General features: G+C 67.3%; 15 protein-coding genes and 1 tRNA gene. 5 read left to right on the forward strand and 11 right to left on the reverse strand.

Annotated features, from left to right (window positions below):
• Window positions 1-32 precede the first annotated feature (32 nt).
• Window positions 33-2258, reverse strand: coding sequence for a CDC48 family AAA ATPase (locus ACQE3M_RS02785; RefSeq protein WP_430503942.1), 2226 nt, complete (start codon window positions 2256-2258; stop codon window positions 33-35).
• 352 nt (window positions 2259-2610) lie between these two features.
• On the opposite strand from ACQE3M_RS02785, the gene larC reads away from it, so the two are divergent.
• Entirely contained in the window at window positions 2611-4125 is a 1515-nt protein-coding gene (larC, locus tag ACQE3M_RS02790) for a nickel pincer cofactor biosynthesis protein LarC (protein ID WP_430503943.1), read from the forward strand.
• Between the two features lie 302 nt (window positions 4126-4427).
• Here the strand turns inward: larC and ACQE3M_RS02795 are convergent, their stop codons facing one another.
• The 5 genes from ACQE3M_RS02795 to cmk all read right to left on the reverse strand — a co-directional run bounded on the left by ACQE3M_RS02795 (window position 4428) and on the right by cmk (window position 8155).
• Complete coding sequence (locus ACQE3M_RS02795; protein ID WP_430503944.1) at window positions 4428-4958, reverse strand: hypothetical protein; 531 nt, start codon at window positions 4956-4958, stop codon at window positions 4428-4430.
• Window positions 4959-5063: 105 nt separating this feature from the next.
• Window positions 5064-5134: transfer RNA gene (locus ACQE3M_RS02800), tRNA-Pro, on the reverse strand.
• Window positions 5135-5227: 93 nt separating this feature from the next.
• Window positions 5228-6397 (reverse strand): succinylglutamate desuccinylase/aspartoacylase family protein, encoded by a 1170-nt coding sequence (locus ACQE3M_RS02805; protein WP_430503945.1) that lies wholly within the window; start codon window positions 6395-6397, stop codon window positions 5228-5230.
• A gap of 99 nt (window positions 6398-6496) precedes the next feature.
• Window positions 6497-7552 (reverse strand): RNA-guided pseudouridylation complex pseudouridine synthase subunit Cbf5, encoded by a 1056-nt coding sequence (locus ACQE3M_RS02810; RefSeq protein ID WP_430503946.1) that lies wholly within the window; start codon window positions 7550-7552, stop codon window positions 6497-6499.
• 24 nt (window positions 7553-7576) lie between these two features.
• Window positions 7577-8155: a (d)CMP kinase gene (gene cmk / locus ACQE3M_RS02815; protein WP_430503947.1), complete on the reverse strand. Its 579-nt coding sequence runs from the start codon at window positions 8153-8155 to the stop codon at window positions 7577-7579.
• A 191-nt stretch (window positions 8156-8346) separates the two neighbouring features.
• Between cmk and mptA the strand changes: the two genes are divergently transcribed.
• A complete protein-coding gene (gene mptA, locus ACQE3M_RS02820; protein ID WP_430503948.1) occupies window positions 8347-9279 on the forward strand; it encodes a GTP cyclohydrolase MptA in 933 nt (310 codons plus the stop codon).
• 93 nt (window positions 9280-9372) lie between these two features.
• Here mptA and ACQE3M_RS02825 read toward each other — a convergent pair whose 3' ends face one another.
• The 3 genes from ACQE3M_RS02825 to ACQE3M_RS02835 form a co-directional block, all read right to left on the reverse strand.
• Window positions 9373-10179, reverse strand: a complete 807-nt coding sequence (locus ACQE3M_RS02825) for a TrmB family transcriptional regulator (RefSeq protein ID WP_430503949.1) — start codon at window positions 10177-10179, stop codon at window positions 9373-9375.
• A 150-nt stretch (window positions 10180-10329) separates the two neighbouring features.
• Window positions 10330-12033, reverse strand: a complete 1704-nt coding sequence (locus ACQE3M_RS02830) for a DUF255 domain-containing protein (RefSeq protein WP_430503950.1) — start codon at window positions 12031-12033, stop codon at window positions 10330-10332.
• Window positions 12034-12200: 167 nt separating this feature from the next.
• Window positions 12201-12803, reverse strand: a complete 603-nt coding sequence (locus ACQE3M_RS02835) for a DUF6149 family protein (protein WP_430503951.1) — start codon at window positions 12801-12803, stop codon at window positions 12201-12203.
• A gap of 311 nt (window positions 12804-13114) precedes the next feature.
• Between ACQE3M_RS02835 and ACQE3M_RS02840 the strand changes: the two genes are divergently transcribed.
• Together ACQE3M_RS02840 and ACQE3M_RS02845 are read left to right on the forward strand one after the other, a co-directional pair.
• Window positions 13115-14353: an NAD(P)/FAD-dependent oxidoreductase gene (locus tag ACQE3M_RS02840; protein ID WP_430503952.1), complete on the forward strand. Its 1239-nt coding sequence runs from the start codon at window positions 13115-13117 to the stop codon at window positions 14351-14353.
• A gap of 177 nt (window positions 14354-14530) precedes the next feature.
• Window positions 14531-14944 (forward strand): DUF7124 domain-containing protein, encoded by a 414-nt coding sequence (locus ACQE3M_RS02845; protein ID WP_430503953.1) that lies wholly within the window; start codon window positions 14531-14533, stop codon window positions 14942-14944.
• Between the two features lie 955 nt (window positions 14945-15899).
• Here the strand turns inward: ACQE3M_RS02845 and ACQE3M_RS02850 are convergent.
• Entirely contained in the window at window positions 15900-16196 is a 297-nt protein-coding gene (locus ACQE3M_RS02850; RefSeq protein ID WP_430503954.1) for a hypothetical protein, read from the reverse strand.
• A gap of 206 nt (window positions 16197-16402) precedes the next feature.
• Here ACQE3M_RS02850 and radB point away from each other — a divergent pair, with 206 nt between their 5' ends.
• Window positions 16403-17095, forward strand: a complete 693-nt coding sequence (gene radB, locus ACQE3M_RS02855) for a DNA repair and recombination protein RadB (RefSeq protein WP_430503955.1) — start codon at window positions 16403-16405, stop codon at window positions 17093-17095.
• A gap of 58 nt (window positions 17096-17153) precedes the next feature.
• Here the strand turns inward: radB and ACQE3M_RS02860 are convergent, their stop codons facing one another.
• The gene (locus tag ACQE3M_RS02860) at window positions 17154-18296 is read right to left on the reverse strand and encodes a CBS domain-containing protein (RefSeq protein ID WP_430503956.1); all 1143 of its coding nucleotides are present in this window, start codon (window positions 18294-18296) and stop codon (window positions 17154-17156) included.
• Window positions 18297-18410: the final 114 nt, after the last annotated feature.

Consider the following 18410-nt stretch of genomic DNA (forward strand, 5'->3'; position numbering starts at 1 on the left):
CTGCTTAAAAAACCGTTCCGCGGCGAGTCGGCTTACTGGAAGCCGACGCGACCGCCGCGGCCCTCGCCGAGCTGCTTCTCGCCGCCGCCCTTGAACTGCTTCTCGACGTCCTCGTAGTAGTCGAGGATGTCCTCCGTGATCGTCGGGCGCACGGACTCCATCGCGCGCCGGAAGTGCTTCATCTCGACCTCCTGCGCGTCGTCGTCGTCGCGGAGCGCCTCGATGGCGGCCTCGCGCGTGATGCTCTCGAGGTCGGAGCCGACGTAGCCGTCGGTGATCTCCGCGATCTCGCGGAGACTCACGTCCGGCGAGAGCGGCGTGTCCTCGGTGTGGATCTCGAGGATCTGCTCGCGGCCCTCGACGTCCGGCTGGCCGATCATGGTGAGCCGGTCGAACCGGCCCGAGCGGAGCAGCGCGGGGTCGATCATGTCCGGGCGGTTGGTCGCGCCGATGACCATCACTTCGCCCATCTCCTCGAGGCCGTCCAGCTCCGTGAGGAGCTGGTTGACGACGCGCTCGGAGACGTTGTTCCCCTGCTCCTGCCCGCGGGCGGGGGCGAGCGAGTCGAGCTCGTCGAAGAAGACGACCGTCGGCGACACCTGCCGCGCCTTGCGGAAGGTCTGCCGGATCGCCTTCTCCGACTCGCCGACCCACTTCGAGAGGAGCTGTGGGCCCCTGACGGAGATGAAGTTGGCGTTCGTCTCGTTGGCGACCGCCTTCGCCATGAGCGTCTTCCCGGTGCCGGGCGGGCCGTACAGCAGCACGCCCTTCGGGGCCTCGACGCCCATCCGCTCGAACTTCTCGGGGTCGGAGAGGGGCCACTCGATCGACTCCTTCACCTGCTGTTTGGCGTCGTCGAGGCCGCCGACGTCGCTCCAGGAGATCTTCGGGAGCTCGACGAGCACCTCACGTAACGCGCTCGGCTCCACCTCGTTGAGCGCGCCGTTGAAGTCGTTCCGCTTGACGATCATCCGGTCGATGAGGCTCGGCGGGATGTCCTCCTCGTCGAGGTCGATCTCGGGGAGGTAGCGCCGCAGCGCCTTCATCGCGGCCTCCTTCGTGAGGCTCTCGATGTCGGCGCCGACGAAGCCGTGGGTCTCGTCCGCGAGGCCGCCGAGGTCGACGTCGTCCGAGAGCGGCATGCCCCGGGTGTGGATCTGGAGGATCTCCCTGCGGCCCGTCTCGTCGGGGACGCCGATCTCGATCTCGCGGTCGAAGCGTCCGGGACGCCGGAGCGCGGGGTCGACGGAGTCGACGCGGTTCGTCGCGGCGATGACGACGACCTGCCCGCGCGTCTCCAGCCCGTCCATCATCGTCAGGAGCTGGGCGACGACACGGCGCTCGACCTCGCCCGTCACGTCCTCCCGTTTCGGCGCGATCGAGTCGAGCTCGTCGATGAAGATGATCGAGGGCGACTCCTCCGTCGCGTCCTCGAAGATCTCCCGGAGCTGCTGCTCCGACTCGCCGTAGTACTTCGAGATGATCTCCGGGCCGGCGATGGAGAAGAACGACGCCGACGTCTCGTTGGCGACGGCCTTCGCTAACAGCGTCTTCCCGGTGCCGGGCGGCCCGTGGAGCAGCACCCCCTTCGGCGGCTCGATGCCGAGCTTCTTGAAGATCTGGGGGTGTTTCATCGGCAGCTCGACCATCTCGCGGACGCGCTGGATCTCCTTCGAGAGGCCGCCGATGTCCTCGTAGGTGATCCCGCCGCCGGCCTTCTCGAAGCCGGAGATGGGCTCCTCGCGGAGCTCGACGTCGGTGTCCTCGGTGATCATGCAGACGCCGTTCGGCTCGGTTTCCACCGCGATGAGCGGGATCGCCTGCCCGGGCGACCGCATGAACGGGTGGTTCGTCGACGACATCACCGGCACGATGTCGCGTTCGACGACCGGCCGCTTGAGGATCTGGCGCTTGACCATGCCGGCGGCGTCCGAGCCGAACTGGACGGACGCCTCCTCCGGCGGGGCCAGCACGAGCTTGTCGGCCGTCTCCGCCTCCGCTTTGCGGATGGTGACGCGCTCGCCGATGCCCACGTCAGCGTTCTGGCGCGTGAAGCCGTCGATGCGGACGGTGTCGGTGTTCCAGTCCTGCCGGTCGGCGCGCCACACCTTCGCGGCCGTCGTCTCCGCGCCTTCGATCTCGATGATGTCGCCCGGCGACAGCTTGAGGTGTAACAGCGTGTCGGGGTCGAGTCGGGCGATGCCGCGACCCGAGTCGTTCGGGTACGCCTTCGCCACTTCGAGTTGAACTTCGTTCATAATTTACTCGCGGGGATTATGCTTATCTCCGCCGTTTCGGGGGATAAGTTTGTTGCTCCGACAGGTCCGGTGGGACGCTCGCCCACCGATTCCGCAGGAGATGCCGGTGGATGTGCCATTCTATACCATGATTAGCCCACGGGATACAAAACCCCGTCGCTGCCGCCGGAATTGCTCCGGAACCACAACCAGACGAGCACTCGCCAGTCGGGATCGGTAGGTCGCCGTCGCTGGTGTCGTCGCCGACGCTGGCGCTGTTACCGTCGCCTGCCCCGTCGCCGACGCTGTCGCCGGCGCCGTCGCGGCCGCCGCGAGAGGCAGTTCCTTTATCCTCGGCAGCCAAGGGGTTCGTATGCAGACGCTCGCGTTCGACGGTCGGACTGGCGCCGCTGGCGACATGATCTGTGCCGGGTTGATCGCGGCCGGCGCCGACCCCGACGTGCTCGCGCCCGTCGAGGACGCCCTCCCCGTCGCCTACGAGGTCGGGACCACAACCAAAAACGGGATCCGGGCGACGACGGTCGACGTCGTCCTCGACGGCGGCGAGGGGGGCGCCTCGGGCGTCGACGGCGACGACGGCGAGGAACACAGCCACGACCACGCAGGCCACAACCACTCGGACTCCAGACACGACCACTTACACGACGACGGTCACGACCACGACGGCCACGAACACGAGGGCCACGAACACGAGCACGCCGAGGGCGCCGGCGTCCACCGCACGTATCCGGAGGTCGTCGAGGTCGTCGAGTCCATGCCGCTTCCGGAGTCGGTCGAGACCAACGCGCTCGCCGTCTTCGAGCTCCTCGGTGAGGCCGAGGCCGCGGTTCACGGCACGGACCTCTCGGAGACGCACTTCCACGAGGTCGGCGCGGACGACGCCATCGCGGACGTCGTCGGGGCGTGTCTCCTCCTCCACGACCTCGACGTCGACCGCGTGGTGACCACTCCGCTCGCGACGGGCGGCGGCGAAGTCGAGATGAGCCACGGCGTCTACCCGGTCCCGACGCCCGCCGTCGTCGAGGTCGCGGAGCGCGCCGGCCTCACGCTCCACGGCGGCCCGGTCGAGAGCGAGCTCCTGACGCCGACCGGCGCCGCGATCCTCGGTGGCGTCGCCGAGCAGGTAACCGAGTTGCCGTCGCTGACCGTCGAGGCCTCCGGCTACGGCGCGGGCCGGAAGTCCTTCCCCGAGCATCCGAACGTGATCCGCGTGACGCGCGGGGAATCTGTCGACGAGGGCGACGAGGACGCGGTTGAGGGCGGTCACGACGGGCACGAGCACGGAGAGCACGAACACGGCCACGGTGGCCATGGGCACGGGCACGGAGGACACGAGCACGGAGGGGGCGGAGACCACGGCGGCCACGGCCACGGTCACGACACACACGCCGACTCCGGGGACGGCAGCCTCGTCCGCGACGACGTCGCCGTCCTCGAAACCAACCTCGACGACGCGGCTCCGGAGGTCCTCGGCGGCCTCCAGGAGACGCTTAAAAAGGCGGGCGCGTTCGACGTGACGATCGTCCCGACGACGATGAAGAAGGCCCGCCCGGGCCACCTCGTGAAGGTCATCTGCAAGCCGGGCGACGCCGAGGCCGTCGCGGAGCGGCTCGCCCGGGAGACGGGCACGCTCGGGGTCCGCGAGGCCGGCGCGCGGCACCGCTGGATCGCGGAACGGGAGTTCGAGACGGCAACGCTGGAGATTGATGGTCGGGAGTTCGACGTGGAGGTGAAGATCGCGTCGACGACCGAGGGCGAGGTCTACGACGTGAGCGCCGAGTACGACGACGCGGCTTCGGTGGCGGCGGAGACCGGGCTGGCTATTCGGGACGTGATTCGGCGGGCGGAGAACGCGGTTCACGAGTGAGCTATGGTCGGTCACAGTACGTCACTCAGGCCGCCGGGAAAATTGGTTCAACTCAGGCAGTGAGTTGCGAACACGGTATAGCCCCGCTATCAGCCTTATTCTCTCAATTAGAACACGGAACGATGAGGTGCAGCGAATCGTTCAGCCAGTCTTCACTACGGAGCCCGAATTGATGAAATTCGGAAGCGTCGGGAGGTATCTCGTACCAGTCACACTGCTGTCTCGCTCTGTCGAGGAATAGATAGTGTCGGCTTTTTCGGACGCAGGCGGCGCCTTTCGATATGCTTTTGATCGGAATTGGGTTATTCACCGGATCCAGAATCCGAAGAAGTAGCAAATAAAAACGCTATCATGGAGTCGATCCCTTTCGTTCTGTATAGTAACCAGGCCCATCCGGTTGCGGCCACTGAGACACCGACGAGCAGCAATCCGAACAGAAAACTCGGCGCTGACAGATCGAGTCCAACGTTATATATCACATATCCGCCGACGAATAGGAAAACCGAGATCACTGCTATATTCGGAACATTCTCCAGCTCACCACCCCCGGCTGTGGGAGAGGTTCCGGTGCCGGTTGACGGAGTACTGCCGAGATTGAACCCAGCGGTCGGCGGCCCTCCGGACGCTACTTCCCGGAATAGTTTCTTCGCATCACGTTTTGAGTCGACTTCCCGTACGTCGATCATGAGGTCTTGCCGCTCGTCGTTGAGAGGATCAGGCGTGTAGTCTGGGGTGATCACTTTCATCTGGGGCTCCCTATCGTAGGTTATCTCGTAAACCCCCTCGCTCACCTTTTCCAGCCGCCAGTCCCCCTCTCTTCGTACGACGCCCATAACAAGTTGTTCCGCTGATGTATTATTAAACCACCTTCCAGCGACTGAAACACACTAGTTGATGAACGCGCTGCTAGACACTCTAACTTCACGTAGCAAATGGAGTGGGACCGCCGAGAGTCGAACTCAGGTCATACGGACCCCATCCGCATAGGATACCACTACCCCACGGTCCCGCTTGCATCAGAACAAACGAGAGAAACTCAATTAAGGCCTTCGTTTCGCGCCCCGGACTGGCACCCAACCCCACGCCGTCCCCGACGCCGGGCTCAGTCCTCCTCGCGGGGGACGACGAGGTCGTCCTCGTCCCGCACCGCCAGGCTCGCAACGGCGTCGCCCTCGTAGGCCGCGAGGCCCTCCTTGCGCCCGATGACGTAGCCGTCGTGGTCGACGGCGACGGTGTCGCGCTGGGCGCCAGTTGGGCTCACTACGTCAGCGACGACCTCGCCGGCTTCGACCACGTCGCCGGCGCTGACGCGGTGGCGGACGAGCCCCGGCGTGTCGGTGTAAGGCCCGCGATAGCGACGGACCGGAAAGTCGACCGGGGCGTCGGGGACGTCCGCGCCGGGGTCGCTCACGTCGTCCGGCACGTCGCCCGCGGCGAGCATGTCGAGTTCCGTCAGGACGCCGTAGACGCCCGCCACGCCGCCCGCGCGGGTGTCCTCCTCGACGACGCTGTGGGCGCCGAGCTCGACGGTAAAGGCCGGGACGCCGCCCTTGTTCAGCACGGCGCCGGCGGTGGAGCGCTGGAGCTGCTGGTCGAGGTACTCCTCGGCGGGGTACTCGGTCAGGATGGGGAAGCCGAACGCCTCGACGAGGGCGGCGAGGTCGTTCGCAAGTCCCTCGGCTTCGGCCTCGTCGCGCTGCTCGCCGTAGAGCACGCGGTCCCGGATCGCGAACGGCTCGGAGCCGACGCCCGCGGTGTGGAGGTCGATCAGTGCGTCGGCGGCGACGGCCGGGTCCTGCTCCGCGTCTTCTGAATCGGCGGCGGCCTCGACGCGCCCGTCGACGATGGCCCGGTAGAGGCGCTCGTCGATGCGCTCCTGGACGTTGGGCGGCCGGTTCGCGTCGGTGCCGTCGCCGTTGCCTTCGCCGTCTCCGCCACCGTCCACGCCCGGGAAGTACCGGTTCGGGTCCTCGTCGTCGTAGTAGGTGTGCCGCGCGTTGCGCCGGAGGCCCGCGGGGGAGACGACCGGGACGCAGACGACGGCGCCGGCCAGACGCTCGGGGAGATCCTCGCGCATGGCGTCCTGCGCGACGGCCACGCCCGTCGCCTCGTCGCCGTGGACGCCGCCCGTGAGCCACAGCGTCGGACCGTCTTCTTCGCCGTTGGCGATGACGGCCGGGAGCCGCTCCGCGCCGCCGGTCGGGAGGCCCGTGACGCTCAGCCAGCCGCGCGCGAGCTCGCCAGGAGCTGCGTCCGCAGTGCCGAGTTGCATGGGTGCTCGTGCGGCATCCGATTTAAAAGGTGGCCGGGTTGCGGCCGTCGACGCCGGTTCGTGGCCGGCTGCGACTCGTGGAGAGCGCGAGCAGCGGCCTCAGAGCAGGACGCGCTCGAGCGAGACGACCGTCCCGCTCTCGGCGTCGGGGTCGCCGACCAGCCGGCCGATGCAGACGACGCTGCCGTTCGGGACGTAGCAGGCGACGAGCGTGTCGTCGGCCTCGGCTGTCGGGGTCCCGTCCGCGTCGAGCAGGTCGCGGGCGGCGTCGTCGAGCTCGATGACGCCCGGGGCGTACACCTGGGCGCCGGTGGCGACCTCGCGGGCCGCGGAGGGTGCGATGGTGACGCTCGGCAGGTGGGTCAAGGCGTCCTCTGCGGGGCGGACGACCTCCCGGAGGTAGTCGGCTTCGCCCTCGCGCGCCCAGGCGAGGGCGTCCCAGAGGTCCTCCAGCGTGTGGAGGTCGGTGTCGTCGAAGGGGTCGGTCGCGGTGCGCCGCAGGTCGCCCATGTGCGCGCCGGTGCCGCAGGCGAGCCCCAGGTCGTGACAGAGCTTCCGGATGTAGGTGCCGGACTCACAGCCGATCCGGAGCAGCGCCTGCCGGTCGTCGACTTCGAGCACGTCCAGCTCGAAGATCTCGCGGGTCCGGAGGCGCCGGCTCACGGCGCTCTTCTTCGGCGGCTTCTGGTAGATCTCGCCCTCGAACTCGCTGACGACGTCGTGGAAGTCGGCCGGCGGCGTATCGTGGAGCTCGAGGACCGAGACGTACTCCTTGTTCCCTTCGAGGAACGCCTGCGCGGCGCGGGTGGCGGTCCCCGTGAGAGTGGGGAGACAGCCGGTTACCTTCGGGTCGAGCGTGCCGGCGTGTGCGACGCCGTCGATCCCGGGGCCGTCCGGGGAAAGCGTCGCCAGCGCGTCGTTGACCTCGTCGCGAAGCCACGCTGACACCTGGTGGGAGGAGGGACCCGGCGGCTTGTCGAGGTTGACGACGCCGAACCGGAGAAGGGCTGCGGGGTCGCGCTCGTCCGGCGGCGCGCGGATCGGGTCCTCGGTCGGTGTCGCGTCCGAGTCATTACCCGCGTCGGCGCCAGCGTCCGCTCCGGACCTGTCGGTGGCGGTCGCGGGCGACTGCTCGGGGTCGGCGTCGGTGGTCACGAATGGATCCCTCGGGGGCGACGGTTAAAACTCGTAGGTCACGCCTTCGACCGGGTACTTCCCCTCGTCGAACTGCGGGTCGTACGCCTGGACGGTGTCGACGAGCGCGTCGAGGAAGGCGTCCTCCTGCCAGCGCGCCGTGTTGTAGACGACGTCGTAGATGGACAGATCCTCGATAGGGATGTTGTAGTACTCCATATAGCGCTTCTTCTCGCTTTCCTCCCGGCGTTTCGTCTCCTCGAGGGCGACGTCGACGGACTTCCCCTCGCGGTCGGCGATGCGCTTGGCGCGCACCTGGAGGGGAGCGTCGAACCAGATCCGGAAGTCGGCGTGGTCGCCCGCGAGCCAGCCGGCCAGGCGGGATTCCAGCACGACGTCGTCCCGGGACGTCGCGATCTCGTAGAGTCGCTCGTCGAGTTCGCGGTCGATGTCCTCGTTCTCCTCCGCGTACTCGTTGAACTCGACGGGGGTCATCTCGTTCTCGGCGGCCATCTCGCGGAAGATGTCGCCGCCGCTGATATGCTCGAGACCGAGTTCCTCGGCGAGTCCTGCGGCGTTCGTGCTCTTCCCGCTGCCAGGCGGGCCAGAGACTGTTAACAACATATTCCCTCTCGGCGGAGGCGCGTAAAAACCGTTGTCGTTCGTGGGCCGGTGTGAGAGCGGCTCGCGACGACGGCGGAGCGGGTCGCGATCATGGCCGCGAGCCGGTGATGACCGGCGACGGCGAAATCCGGGGCAGCGACGTTCGTTGGCCTACCGAAAGTCCTAATCTCGCGTACCCCAACCTCTATATAATGAGCCATCAGCTGCCCGACGTACAGGCGTCCAGCCCGGACGTCGCCGTCGGTCTGTCGCAGGTCGGCGTCACCGGCGTGCAGAAGCTCGTCAAACTCGCCCGCGAGGAGAAGCGCCCCATCGTCCTCATGGCCGAGTTCGAGGTGTACGTCGACCTCCCGAGCGGGCGCAAGGGCATCGACATGTCCCGGAACATGGAGACGATCGACGAGATCCTCGAGGAGATCACCCGCGAGGAGGCCTACCGCGTCGAGGACGTCTGCGGCGACGCCGCCGAGAAGCTCCTGGCGAAACACGACTACACGACCGAGGCCGTCGTCGAGATGGAGGCCGACCTCATCACGAAGGAGGAGACGCCCGCCTCCGGCCGCCAGACCCAGAACACGGCGACGATCATCGCCTCCGCGACGGCGACCGAGGACGGCACCCGCGAGGAGATCGGCGCCGAGGTGACGGGGATGACCGTCTGTCCCTGCTCGCAGGGGATGAGCGAGGCGCGCGCCCGCGAGAAGCTCGACGAGCTCGGCGTCGACGAGGAGACGACCGAGGAGTTCCTCGACGCCGTCCCGCAGCCGGGCCACTCCCAGCGCGGCCACGCCACGCTGACCGTCACCGCCGACGGCGACCCGGACGTCGACCTCGGCGACATCATCGACATCGCACGCGACGCCATGAGCGCCCGCATCTACAACATGGCCAAACGCCCGGACGAGGACCACATGACCTACCAGTCGCACGCGAACGCCAAGTTCGTCGAGGACTGCGTCCGGTCGCTCGCCGAGGACACCGTCGAGCAGTTCGACCACCTCGCCGACGACGCCGTCATCAAGATGGTCCAGTCGAACGATGAGTCCATCCACGAGCACAACGCCCACGCCGAGCGCGAGCTCACGATGGGCCAGCTCCGCGAGGAAGTCACCGGGCAGGACTGACGCAGGATCTCTCTTTTAAACGACTTCGGCGCTTTTCGTCATCGCTGCCGACACCGCTCGCGACGACTACGGCCGACCGAAAAGCGGAGGCGATCAGGAGATCTCGAGCGGCTCCGCCGCCTCCCACCAGGGCTCGAACTGCTCGCGCACCTGGGCGGTGAACTCGGGGTCCTTCAGGTCGATCATGCCGAACGGCTCGCCGGTCGAGAGCGGATGCGGCACCTCGATGCAGACCTCGACGCCGTCGAACAGGTTGAACGTACCGTCGACGCCCTCGGCGGTCCGGACCTCGAACCGGTCGTGCCCCGAGAGGTGCGCGGTGTAGCGACGCCCGACGCTTCGCGGGAGCGTGTCGACCATCGTCGGCGAGAGCAGCACCTTGACCTCGACCCCGCGGTCGAGCGCGTCCTCCAGCGCCCGGGTCACCTCGTCGCCGATGGTCGCGAGGTCGAACCCGGCGGAGGGCTCGCCGGCGACGAGGACGACCGACTGCTGGGCCGCCTCGATGCGCTCGATGAGCAGGGCCGTCGTCTCCTCGGCGCCGACGGCGGCCGTCCAGAACTGCTCGTCGACCGGGTCGCTCGCGTCGAGCTCGGTCGACAGCTCGTCGACGACGGACTCGTACTGCTCCGCCTGGGCCTCCAGCTCGCTCTTCCGCTGCTCGAGCAAGCGGTCGAGGGCGGCGTCCGGCTCGACGGCGACGTACTTCTTCGGCCGGCTGGCCGCCTGTGACCGCACGAGGTCGTGCTGCTCCAGGCTGTTGAGCACGTCGTAGATCCGTCCCATCGGGACCTCACTCGCCCGCGAGAGGTCCTTCGCGGTCGTCGGCCCGGTTCGCAGCAATGCCCGGTAGGCGCCCGCCTCGTACTCGGAGAGCCCCAGGTCGCGCAGCGTGGCCATACCAGTCCGTGCCGAGGAGCCACTATAAACGCACCGGAGGTTTACGCGCCGGATGCACGAGCACTCGAGACGAGCAACGGCAGCCGAGACGGCCAACAGCACTCGAGGCGGCCAACAGCACTCGAGGCGGCCAACAGCACTCGGGGCGGGCTATAGCACGTCGCCGACGCGAGCCATCAACTCGTCCGGCGTGGTCGCCGGCTCCGAGACGGCGACCTCGGGGTCGACTCCGTCCTCCTCACCAGCCTCCTTTCCGGCGATGGCGACGACGGCGGTGCCCTCGTCGACGGTTCGGGGCGTCGGCGCGTCCTCGCGGTGGGCGTTCGGGACGACGACCTTCTCGTGGTCCGCGACGCGCCACGCGGCGCGGTGGAGGTCGCTGCCGGGCGCCGCGCCGACGAGCACGACCGTCGTGCCGCGCGTGAGGCGGCCGACGAGCGAGCCGTAGCCCGCGACCTGCACGCCGAACCGGTCGGAGGCACCGGCGAAGCCGGCGGCCGTCTCCGCGGCGACCCGCCGGTAGCGGTCCTCGCCGGTGACGAGCGAGAGGTCCAGTAATGCGTGGGCCATCTCGACGTTGCCGTCGAGCGGGCGGAAGGGTCGGTCGAGCAGGGCGGGGCCCTCGCGCGGTCCGTCGACGAACGTGCCGTCGACGCGCAGCTCGTCGATGGCGCGGTCCGCGACGGCGGTCGCGACGTCGGCCCCCTCACCGAGTACGCCTGCGGCACGGGTGAACGCCCCCACGACGCGGGCGGCGTCCTCCAGCAGGTTCGTCTCCCCGTCCGTGCCGCCGCTGGCGGCGCGGAAGTGGGTCACGTCGCCGGTGTCGGCGTCGACGAGGTCGCGTTCGAGCGCCGCGAGGATCCGCTCGGCGTACTCGCCGGCGCGCTCGTCGTCGGTGTAGGCGTGGTACGCGAGCAGCGCGTCGGCCGCGAGCGCGTTGCCGCCGGCGAAGACGGTGAGGTCCTCGCGCGGCTGGTCAGTGTCCGCGTCGGCACGACCCGCGGCGTCCTTCGCGTAGTAGGCCTGCCCGGCGCCGGGTCCGAGGCTGCCGCCGACGGCGACGCCCGTCCAGAGGTCGTCGGTGAGGAACTCGACCGCGTCGCTCGCGGGGGCCTCGTACACCTCGTCGCCCGTGTAGAGGTAGGCGTTCGCGAACGCGCGCAGGAGCGCGGCGTTCAGGTCGAGCGTTTTCTCGTAGTGGACGTCACCCCAGTCGCGGCTCCCGGCGAAACGGAAGAACCCGCCGGCGACGTCGTCCGCGAGGTGGTCGCGGATGGCGTCGAGCGTGCGGAGCGCCTGGTCGCGGTCGCGCTTCAGCGCGAACTCGATGGTCGGCGCGAGCGGGAACTTGGCGTCGTCACCCCACCCGGCGTGCTCCTCGTCGTACTTCAGGTCGAGCTGGCCGACGAAGTGCTCCTCGATGGCCTCGCTGACCTCGCCGGACGGCGGCAGCTCGCCGGCGAGCGCGCGGGGGACGCGCCCGGCGTCGGCGCCCTTGTCGGCCCACAGCTCGCGGACCGAGGAGAGCACCTGGCGCATCCCGTCGGGGCCGAGGTAGCCGGCGCCCGTCAGCAGCTCGCCCGCGGGCGTCAGGAAGACGGTGGAGGGGAACCCGCCCATGTTGTACCGCTCCCGAACGCGCGGGTGGCGGTCGACGTCGGCGCGCACCGGCACGAAGTCCTGGTTGACGTTGGCGGCGATGCGCGGCTCGCCGTACGTCTTCGCCGCCATCTCGTGACAGTCGTCACACCACGTCGCCGTGAGCGCGAGCAGGACCGGGCAGTCGCGCTCGCGCGCCTCGGCGAACGCCGCTTCCCCCCACTCGCGCCACTCGACGCGCGTTTCGCTCATAGAACAGTCTGGGCAGTGTTCATGGGTAAGGGCTTCGAGATACGCGAGTTCGACACACCGACGTCGGGGGGACCCGTGCAGAAAACCGGTGCCGAAGCCGTCCAAATCACCCGTCGTCAGTCCTGCGCCACTGCCCGTTCGGCGTCGTGTGCCCGAAACGACCCGAACTAGCTCGGCTGGGGTTCCTCGTCGCCGTCGAGGCCGGGCGAGTCGCTCGGGTCGACCTGCTCGGGCTCCTCGGCGCCCTCGCCGACGAGCATCTCGCCGTCCTCGGTCTCGACGTAGACGTCGTCCGCGAAGCCGGCGACGGCGTTCTCGTACTTGGGCTCCTCGAGCTTCTCGGGCGTATCGGGGGCGTCGGCGATGCCGCCGGCGGGGCGGAAGTCGCCGAGCGGGTCGTCGATGGTGATGTCGTGGTTCTTGAAGAAGTCCTCGTAGCGGCGGTAGTGCTCCTCGATCTCGTCGCCGGGGATCTCCATCATCTCGGTCCAGCCGTGGTTGAAGAAGTCGAAGCCGGCCTGGATGTGGGTGATCTCGCGGGCCTCGGCCTCGGTGTAGCCGGCCTGGAGCGCGGCGACGTACGTGTCCATCGTCGCGTCGAAGAAGTCGTCGAGGTGGTCGCGGCGGTCCTCGCGGTGCGGCTCGTCCGCCTTGTTGAGGAAGATGGTCGTGTGCATGTCGACCAGCTTGTCGTGCGCGAGGTCGCCGATGACCGGCGTCGTCAGCGCGTTCTTCGCGGCCCAGTGACGCAGGTTCTGACGGATCTTCATGCAAACGCGTAAGGGCCGAACACCCTTCAAGGGTGCGGACACGCGCGCGTTCGCGCGACCGCGAGGAGAGCGAGCCACCGGGCGTCCGTCGACGCGAAAGCCACCAGCGACGACCCCCGCCGTCGACGATGGTGAATGTGGGACCGGAAAGTGAGCGTCCTCGTGGACCCGAGGGAAGTTCGAGATCACCACCGAGCCCACTTTTGGATCAACGATTCTTCGAAAATCGCGCGCTTTGGACTTCCTACCAGTTATTTCTGTTGCTTACGTGGATAGCAATCCACATTAACCCCGAACCCGAACGGCCGATTATGACAGAGTCGTACGTGATCATCGGCGACGGGGTCGCGGGGTCCTCGGCCGCGGAAACGCTCCGGGAGGAACGCCCGGACGCCGAGATCACCGTCATTACGGACGAGGGGGAAGCCCTCTACAATCGCATTCTCATCAAGGAGTACGCCAAGGGCAAACTGCCCGAGGCGCCTATCTCGATCCACGACGAGGACTGGTACGACGAGCGGGACATCGACCTCCGACTCAACACGCTCGTCACCGACATCGACGTCGACGCCGACGAAGTGACGACCCACGAGGACGAGACCTTCGGCTACGACAAGCTCCTGCTGGCCATCGGCGGGACGCCCCAGCAGCTCCCGGTCGACCACTCCGACGCGGAGGGCGTCCACCACTTCTGGACGTTCCAGGACGCCCGCGCGATCCGCGAGAGCGTCGAGGACGCCGACAAGGGCGTCATCGTCGGCGCCGGGCTCCTCGGCATCGACTTCGCGGCTATCTGCGGCGCACAGGACGTCGAGGCGAAGTACCTCATGCGCGGTAACTCCTGGTGGCGCTACGCGCTCTCCGAGGAGGGCGCCGAGATCATGCACGACGCGATGCGCGAGCGCGGCGTCGAGCCCGTCTTCGACTCCGGCGTCGCGCGCTTCGAGACCGACGACGACGGCCACGTCACCCACGCCGTCGACCCCCACGGCGAGTCCTACGAGTGCGACTTCGCCGGCGTCGCCATCGGCCTCGACTTCAACACCGAGATCGTCGACGACACCCCCATCGAAACGGACGACGGGATCGTCGTCGACGAGTACATGCAGACGAACGTCGACAACGTGTTCGCGGCCGGCGACATCACGGAGTTCCACGACGTCATCCTCGGCGAGCGCGCCCAGAACGGCGCCTGGGGCTCCGCGAAGGAGCAGGGCACTGTCGCCGCGAAGAACATGGTCGACTACGGTAGCGAGGAGTTCCGCTGGGTCTCCTCGTACTCCATCACGCACTTCGACTTCCCGTTCCTCTCCTTTGGCCACCCGACCCTCGGCGACGACTCCGTCGAGGCAACGACCGGTGAGGGCGAGTGGCGGCGGATCGCGCTGAAGGACGGCAAGATCGTCGGCGGCGTCCTCATCGGCGACCTCGCACCGCAGTCCGCCTACAAGCAGCTCATGCGCGAGGAGCGGCACGTTGCTGACCAGAAGGACATCCTCATGCAGGACGGGTTCGCCGTCGACGATCTCGCGGCGAAGAGCGAGCAGTAGTCTCCGCGCCGACGCGGCCCGGTGCCGTCGCGACCGCGACGCCGTCGCGACTGCGGTGCCGACGCGGCCGACCCAATCTTCTCCAGAGCGGTTCACTCGGAAGCCGTCGCGTTCCGGGGCCATCCTCTTCGACCGGTGAAACGAAGCCGTTTTCGGCGGCGGTCGGGTATGACGCGTATGGACAGCGGCGGATCCGGCGACATGACGTTGGCGTTCGAACTGGAGGCACTGAAGGCGCTGGCGGACCCCAACGAGGTGTTCAACGGCGCCCGCCAGTGGACCGAGTACGTCGGCGTCGTCTCCGAGAAACCAACGTACGTCGTGACGAACTTCACCCGGAAGCACCGCGTTCGACAGGACTTCTTCTCGGGCCCGCGCGGCGTCGAGGAGAGCCTCGAGAACATCAAAGAGCAGTTCGACACGGAGCGGCACGTCTTCGTCGGCACCGACGAGGACGACGAGGCGCTCGCGGAGTCGATCGGCTGGGAGTTCCTCCACGTCGACGATGCGGCGGAGGCGGCCGGGTGGACGAAGGCCACGCCCGAGGAGGAGGAGACCGTCGAGGAGTCGTCGCGTGACGACTGGCCCTGATTCATTGAGATAGAGGTCTTTTGATCGACGGGCTCTGTAGTTGGCGTCGCGACTTTATCCGGTTTTCTCGAGATAGACGCTGCTGAGCCTGATAGCAACGGCAACTTCTCGAACGCCCTCGGCCGCTCTTGCTTATAAACAGGTTCGGACAGATGATACGGTCTTGCTCTCGACAGCACCGCAGACACCTCGAAAGCCCTCGGCCGCTCGCGGTCGCTGAGCGACATATCTGGACCTCTCAGCACCGCCCGGTCCAGATAGAGGTCGACTCAGCGACTCCCCTACGGCGCGACCACTGGAAGACGTTCCGGGCTGCCTGCAGTAGCGGGCTGCCGGGCTGCGACTTCCATGGTCTCGTTCGCTACGCTCACGAGAGCGGCCGTCGCCCTTTCAGTCCGCCAGGACCGCACGGCAACCGCGACCGCGCCTCAACCGCACCGCGACCGCACCGCGACCGCCCAGCACCCGCAATTCCTCAGTCCTCCCCAGCCTCGGCCGGGGGCGCGCCGGCTCCGCACCGCATCGGCGCGCCCCGCCCTCCCTCGCACGCGTTGCTCGCGCGCGCCGACTACCCCGCTCCGCACGCCGAAAAGCCGACGAACGTCGCCCGCCGAAGAACCGCCGCGAGCGACGTCCGGCCACCACTCTCGGGTGGGACTGAAAGGGGCAGCCGCTGCGCGGGACGCCCTGCGACGTAAGCACCGCAACCCGGCGAGCGACCGAACGGAGTGAGGGAGCGAGCCGGGTGAGGCGCGCAGCGAGCAGCGCGACCGCTCAGCGGCTGGGGCTTTCTAGGCATGCTTAGTGGTGTCACCACCGACGAGAACCGGACATATTTATAAACACAATCCAGCAGTGGGAGAGTTTTCGAGGTAATCGGGGAGTTTCACGCGGGGACGCCGGTTGATAGTACTGCCCTCAATCGGTTTCTCACAAAATCGCTCACGGACCGCTGTTACTGCATACCCAACCAGAATCGGAAGATTCCGATAAGGAGGTAAATACCGAGGACGACGAGTGCGAAGGTTAGAATCCTGAGTAACGCAAAACTTCGCTGGTACTCCTCGGACAGCAGTTCCGACGTGCCGAGCAAAACGAGAAGCAGTCCCGAACAGAGCTGTAGATATCCCACCCCACCAGCTGATGATATCGACGGGATCGTCAGCAGGGAGAAAACCAGGAGAATCCCGCCAGCTAGCAGCGCTGCCACCGCTCGTTCCTTCGAGAAAACGCTTTGAAAAAGCGGATTCACTATAGTTAGTTCACAGCTTCTCAATATAAATAGTTTCTTTATATTATGGTGTGAAATCTAACCCCCGGGCCACGGCTGACTTCCAGAAGCAACGCCTGGCCCACATGGGCTGGCATATCTTTTTATACCGTACCGCACACAGATAGCGCGTCGAAGCGAATGAACAGACCACGTGGTTTTTCTCCCAACCGAACAAAGACCGGCCAGTGACTGACTCCGTCCCCACCGGCTGTCCGCCCGTCGACGAACTGCTCGGTGGCGGGTTCGAGCGGGAGGTCGTGACGCAGGTGTACGGGCCGCCAGCGGCCGGGAAGACGAACCTCGCGCTCTCGGCCGCGGTCGAGGTCGCCGCCGACGGCGGCCGCGTCCTCTACATCGACACCGAGGGGCTCTCCATCGACCGCTTCCGGCAGATCGCGGAGGAGCGCTCCGACGAGCCGGTCGAGGAGATCGCCTCCCGGCTCATCATCACGGAGGCGTACGACTTCGCGGACCAGGAGGAGGCCGTCCGCGACGCCGAGGAGTTCGCCGACGAGGTCGAGCTGATCGTCCTCGACTCGGCAACCGGCTTCTACCGGCTGGAGCGCGCCGGCGACGCGGCCGGCGGGGAGTCGCTCCGGAAGGTGGCCCGGCAGGTGACCCACCTGCTCTCGCTGGCGCGACGCCACGACCTCGCGGTGGTCCTGACGAACCAGGTGTTCTCGGACCCGGACACCGACAAGGTCCGCGCGCTGGGCGGGAACACGCTGGAACACTGGACCGGCGCCATCGTCCGCGTCGACCGTTTCCGGGGCGGGAACCGGCGGGCGACACTGGAGAAACACCGGTCGAAGGCCGCCGGCGAGACGGCGACCTTCCGGATCACGGACGCCGGCGTCGAGGGCACCGAGGAGTTCTAGGACTCGGGAGCGGCTCGGTACCGAAAGAGAAAGAGCGGTGCGGATCGGCGGGTCTGGCCTACAGCTCGCCGAGCTTCCGGAGGAGCTGGCCGCGGTACTCCTCGTCGGCGTTGATCCCCTTGATCTCGAGCATGTTGCGCTCGAGCTTGTCGAGCGCGACGTGGAAGGCGTGCTCGGCGCCGTAGCCCTCGCCGGTGCCGATGACCTGCCCCTTGCTCGTCCGGAGGCGGATCTGACACTGGATCAGCGGGGTGCCACGGAGCTTCTCCTTGTGCTCGTGCAGGCGCACGTGCGCGTGGAACACCTGCATCTTCTGGTACTTCTTCGCGACCTTCTCGATCGACTCGACGACGTGGCCGCGCGAGATGGTGTCCAGCAGGTCGATGTTGCTGATCTGGACGTCCATCCCCTCGCGCTCGGTGTACGTCAGCGAGCGGAGCACGTCCGTCTTCGTGAGCACGCCGGCGACCTTGGTCTCCGAGGACGACGGCGTCACGACGAGCCCGGAGATATCGTTCTCGAACATCCGCTCGACGGCCTCCTGGGTCGTCTCGCCCGGCTGGGCCGTGATCGCGGGCCCGGACATCAGGTCGTAGACGGGGAGGTCGAGCATGCGGTCGAGGTCGCCGGAGCGGTCACCGCTGCCCTGGCGGTCCTGCTCGCGGATGACGAAGTTGACGATGTCGTTCGTCGTGATGACGCCGGTGAGCTTGCCGCTCTCGTTGAGCACCGGGAGCCGGGAGATGGAGTTCTTCCGGAGCCGGTTTATCGCCTGGCCGACGTTCTCGTCCTCGGTGATAGTGATCACCTCCGCCGTGTACACCTGCTCGACGGTGTTGGCGTCCAGGCTGTCGATGACGGCCCGGAGGATGGCGTCGCCGGTGATGATCCCGTAGAGCTTCTCGCCCTCGTACACCGGGGCGATCTTGACGCCACCCTCGATGAGCAACCGCGCCGCCTCGCGGATGTCCTCGTGGCGGTCGATCCCGGGTGCCGGGGTCATCACGGCCGACACTTTCGTGTCGTCCTCCATGCGTGACCGGATCAGCTGCTTCTCACCGACGACGCCGGCGTACTCGCCGTCCTCGGTGACAATGATCCCTTTCGGGTTCTCGCGCTCGAAGAGAGAGCGGACCTTGGCAAGTCGCTCGCCCGCGTCGACCTCGATATATTCCGGCACCGCGATATCAGCAATGTTCATGGTCCAATTGCGAAATTGTCGGGGGCTGGTATTGAAAGTGTGGGCGGAAGTGTTACCACGCAACAGAAGAAACAGGTACGGATCGCTGAACGAACGCGCGACCGCGCTGGCGTC

The organism is Halosubterraneus shenae (genome assembly GCF_050510935.1).
Lineage (GTDB): Archaea > Halobacteriota > Halobacteria > Halobacteriales > Haloferacaceae > JBDGPU01.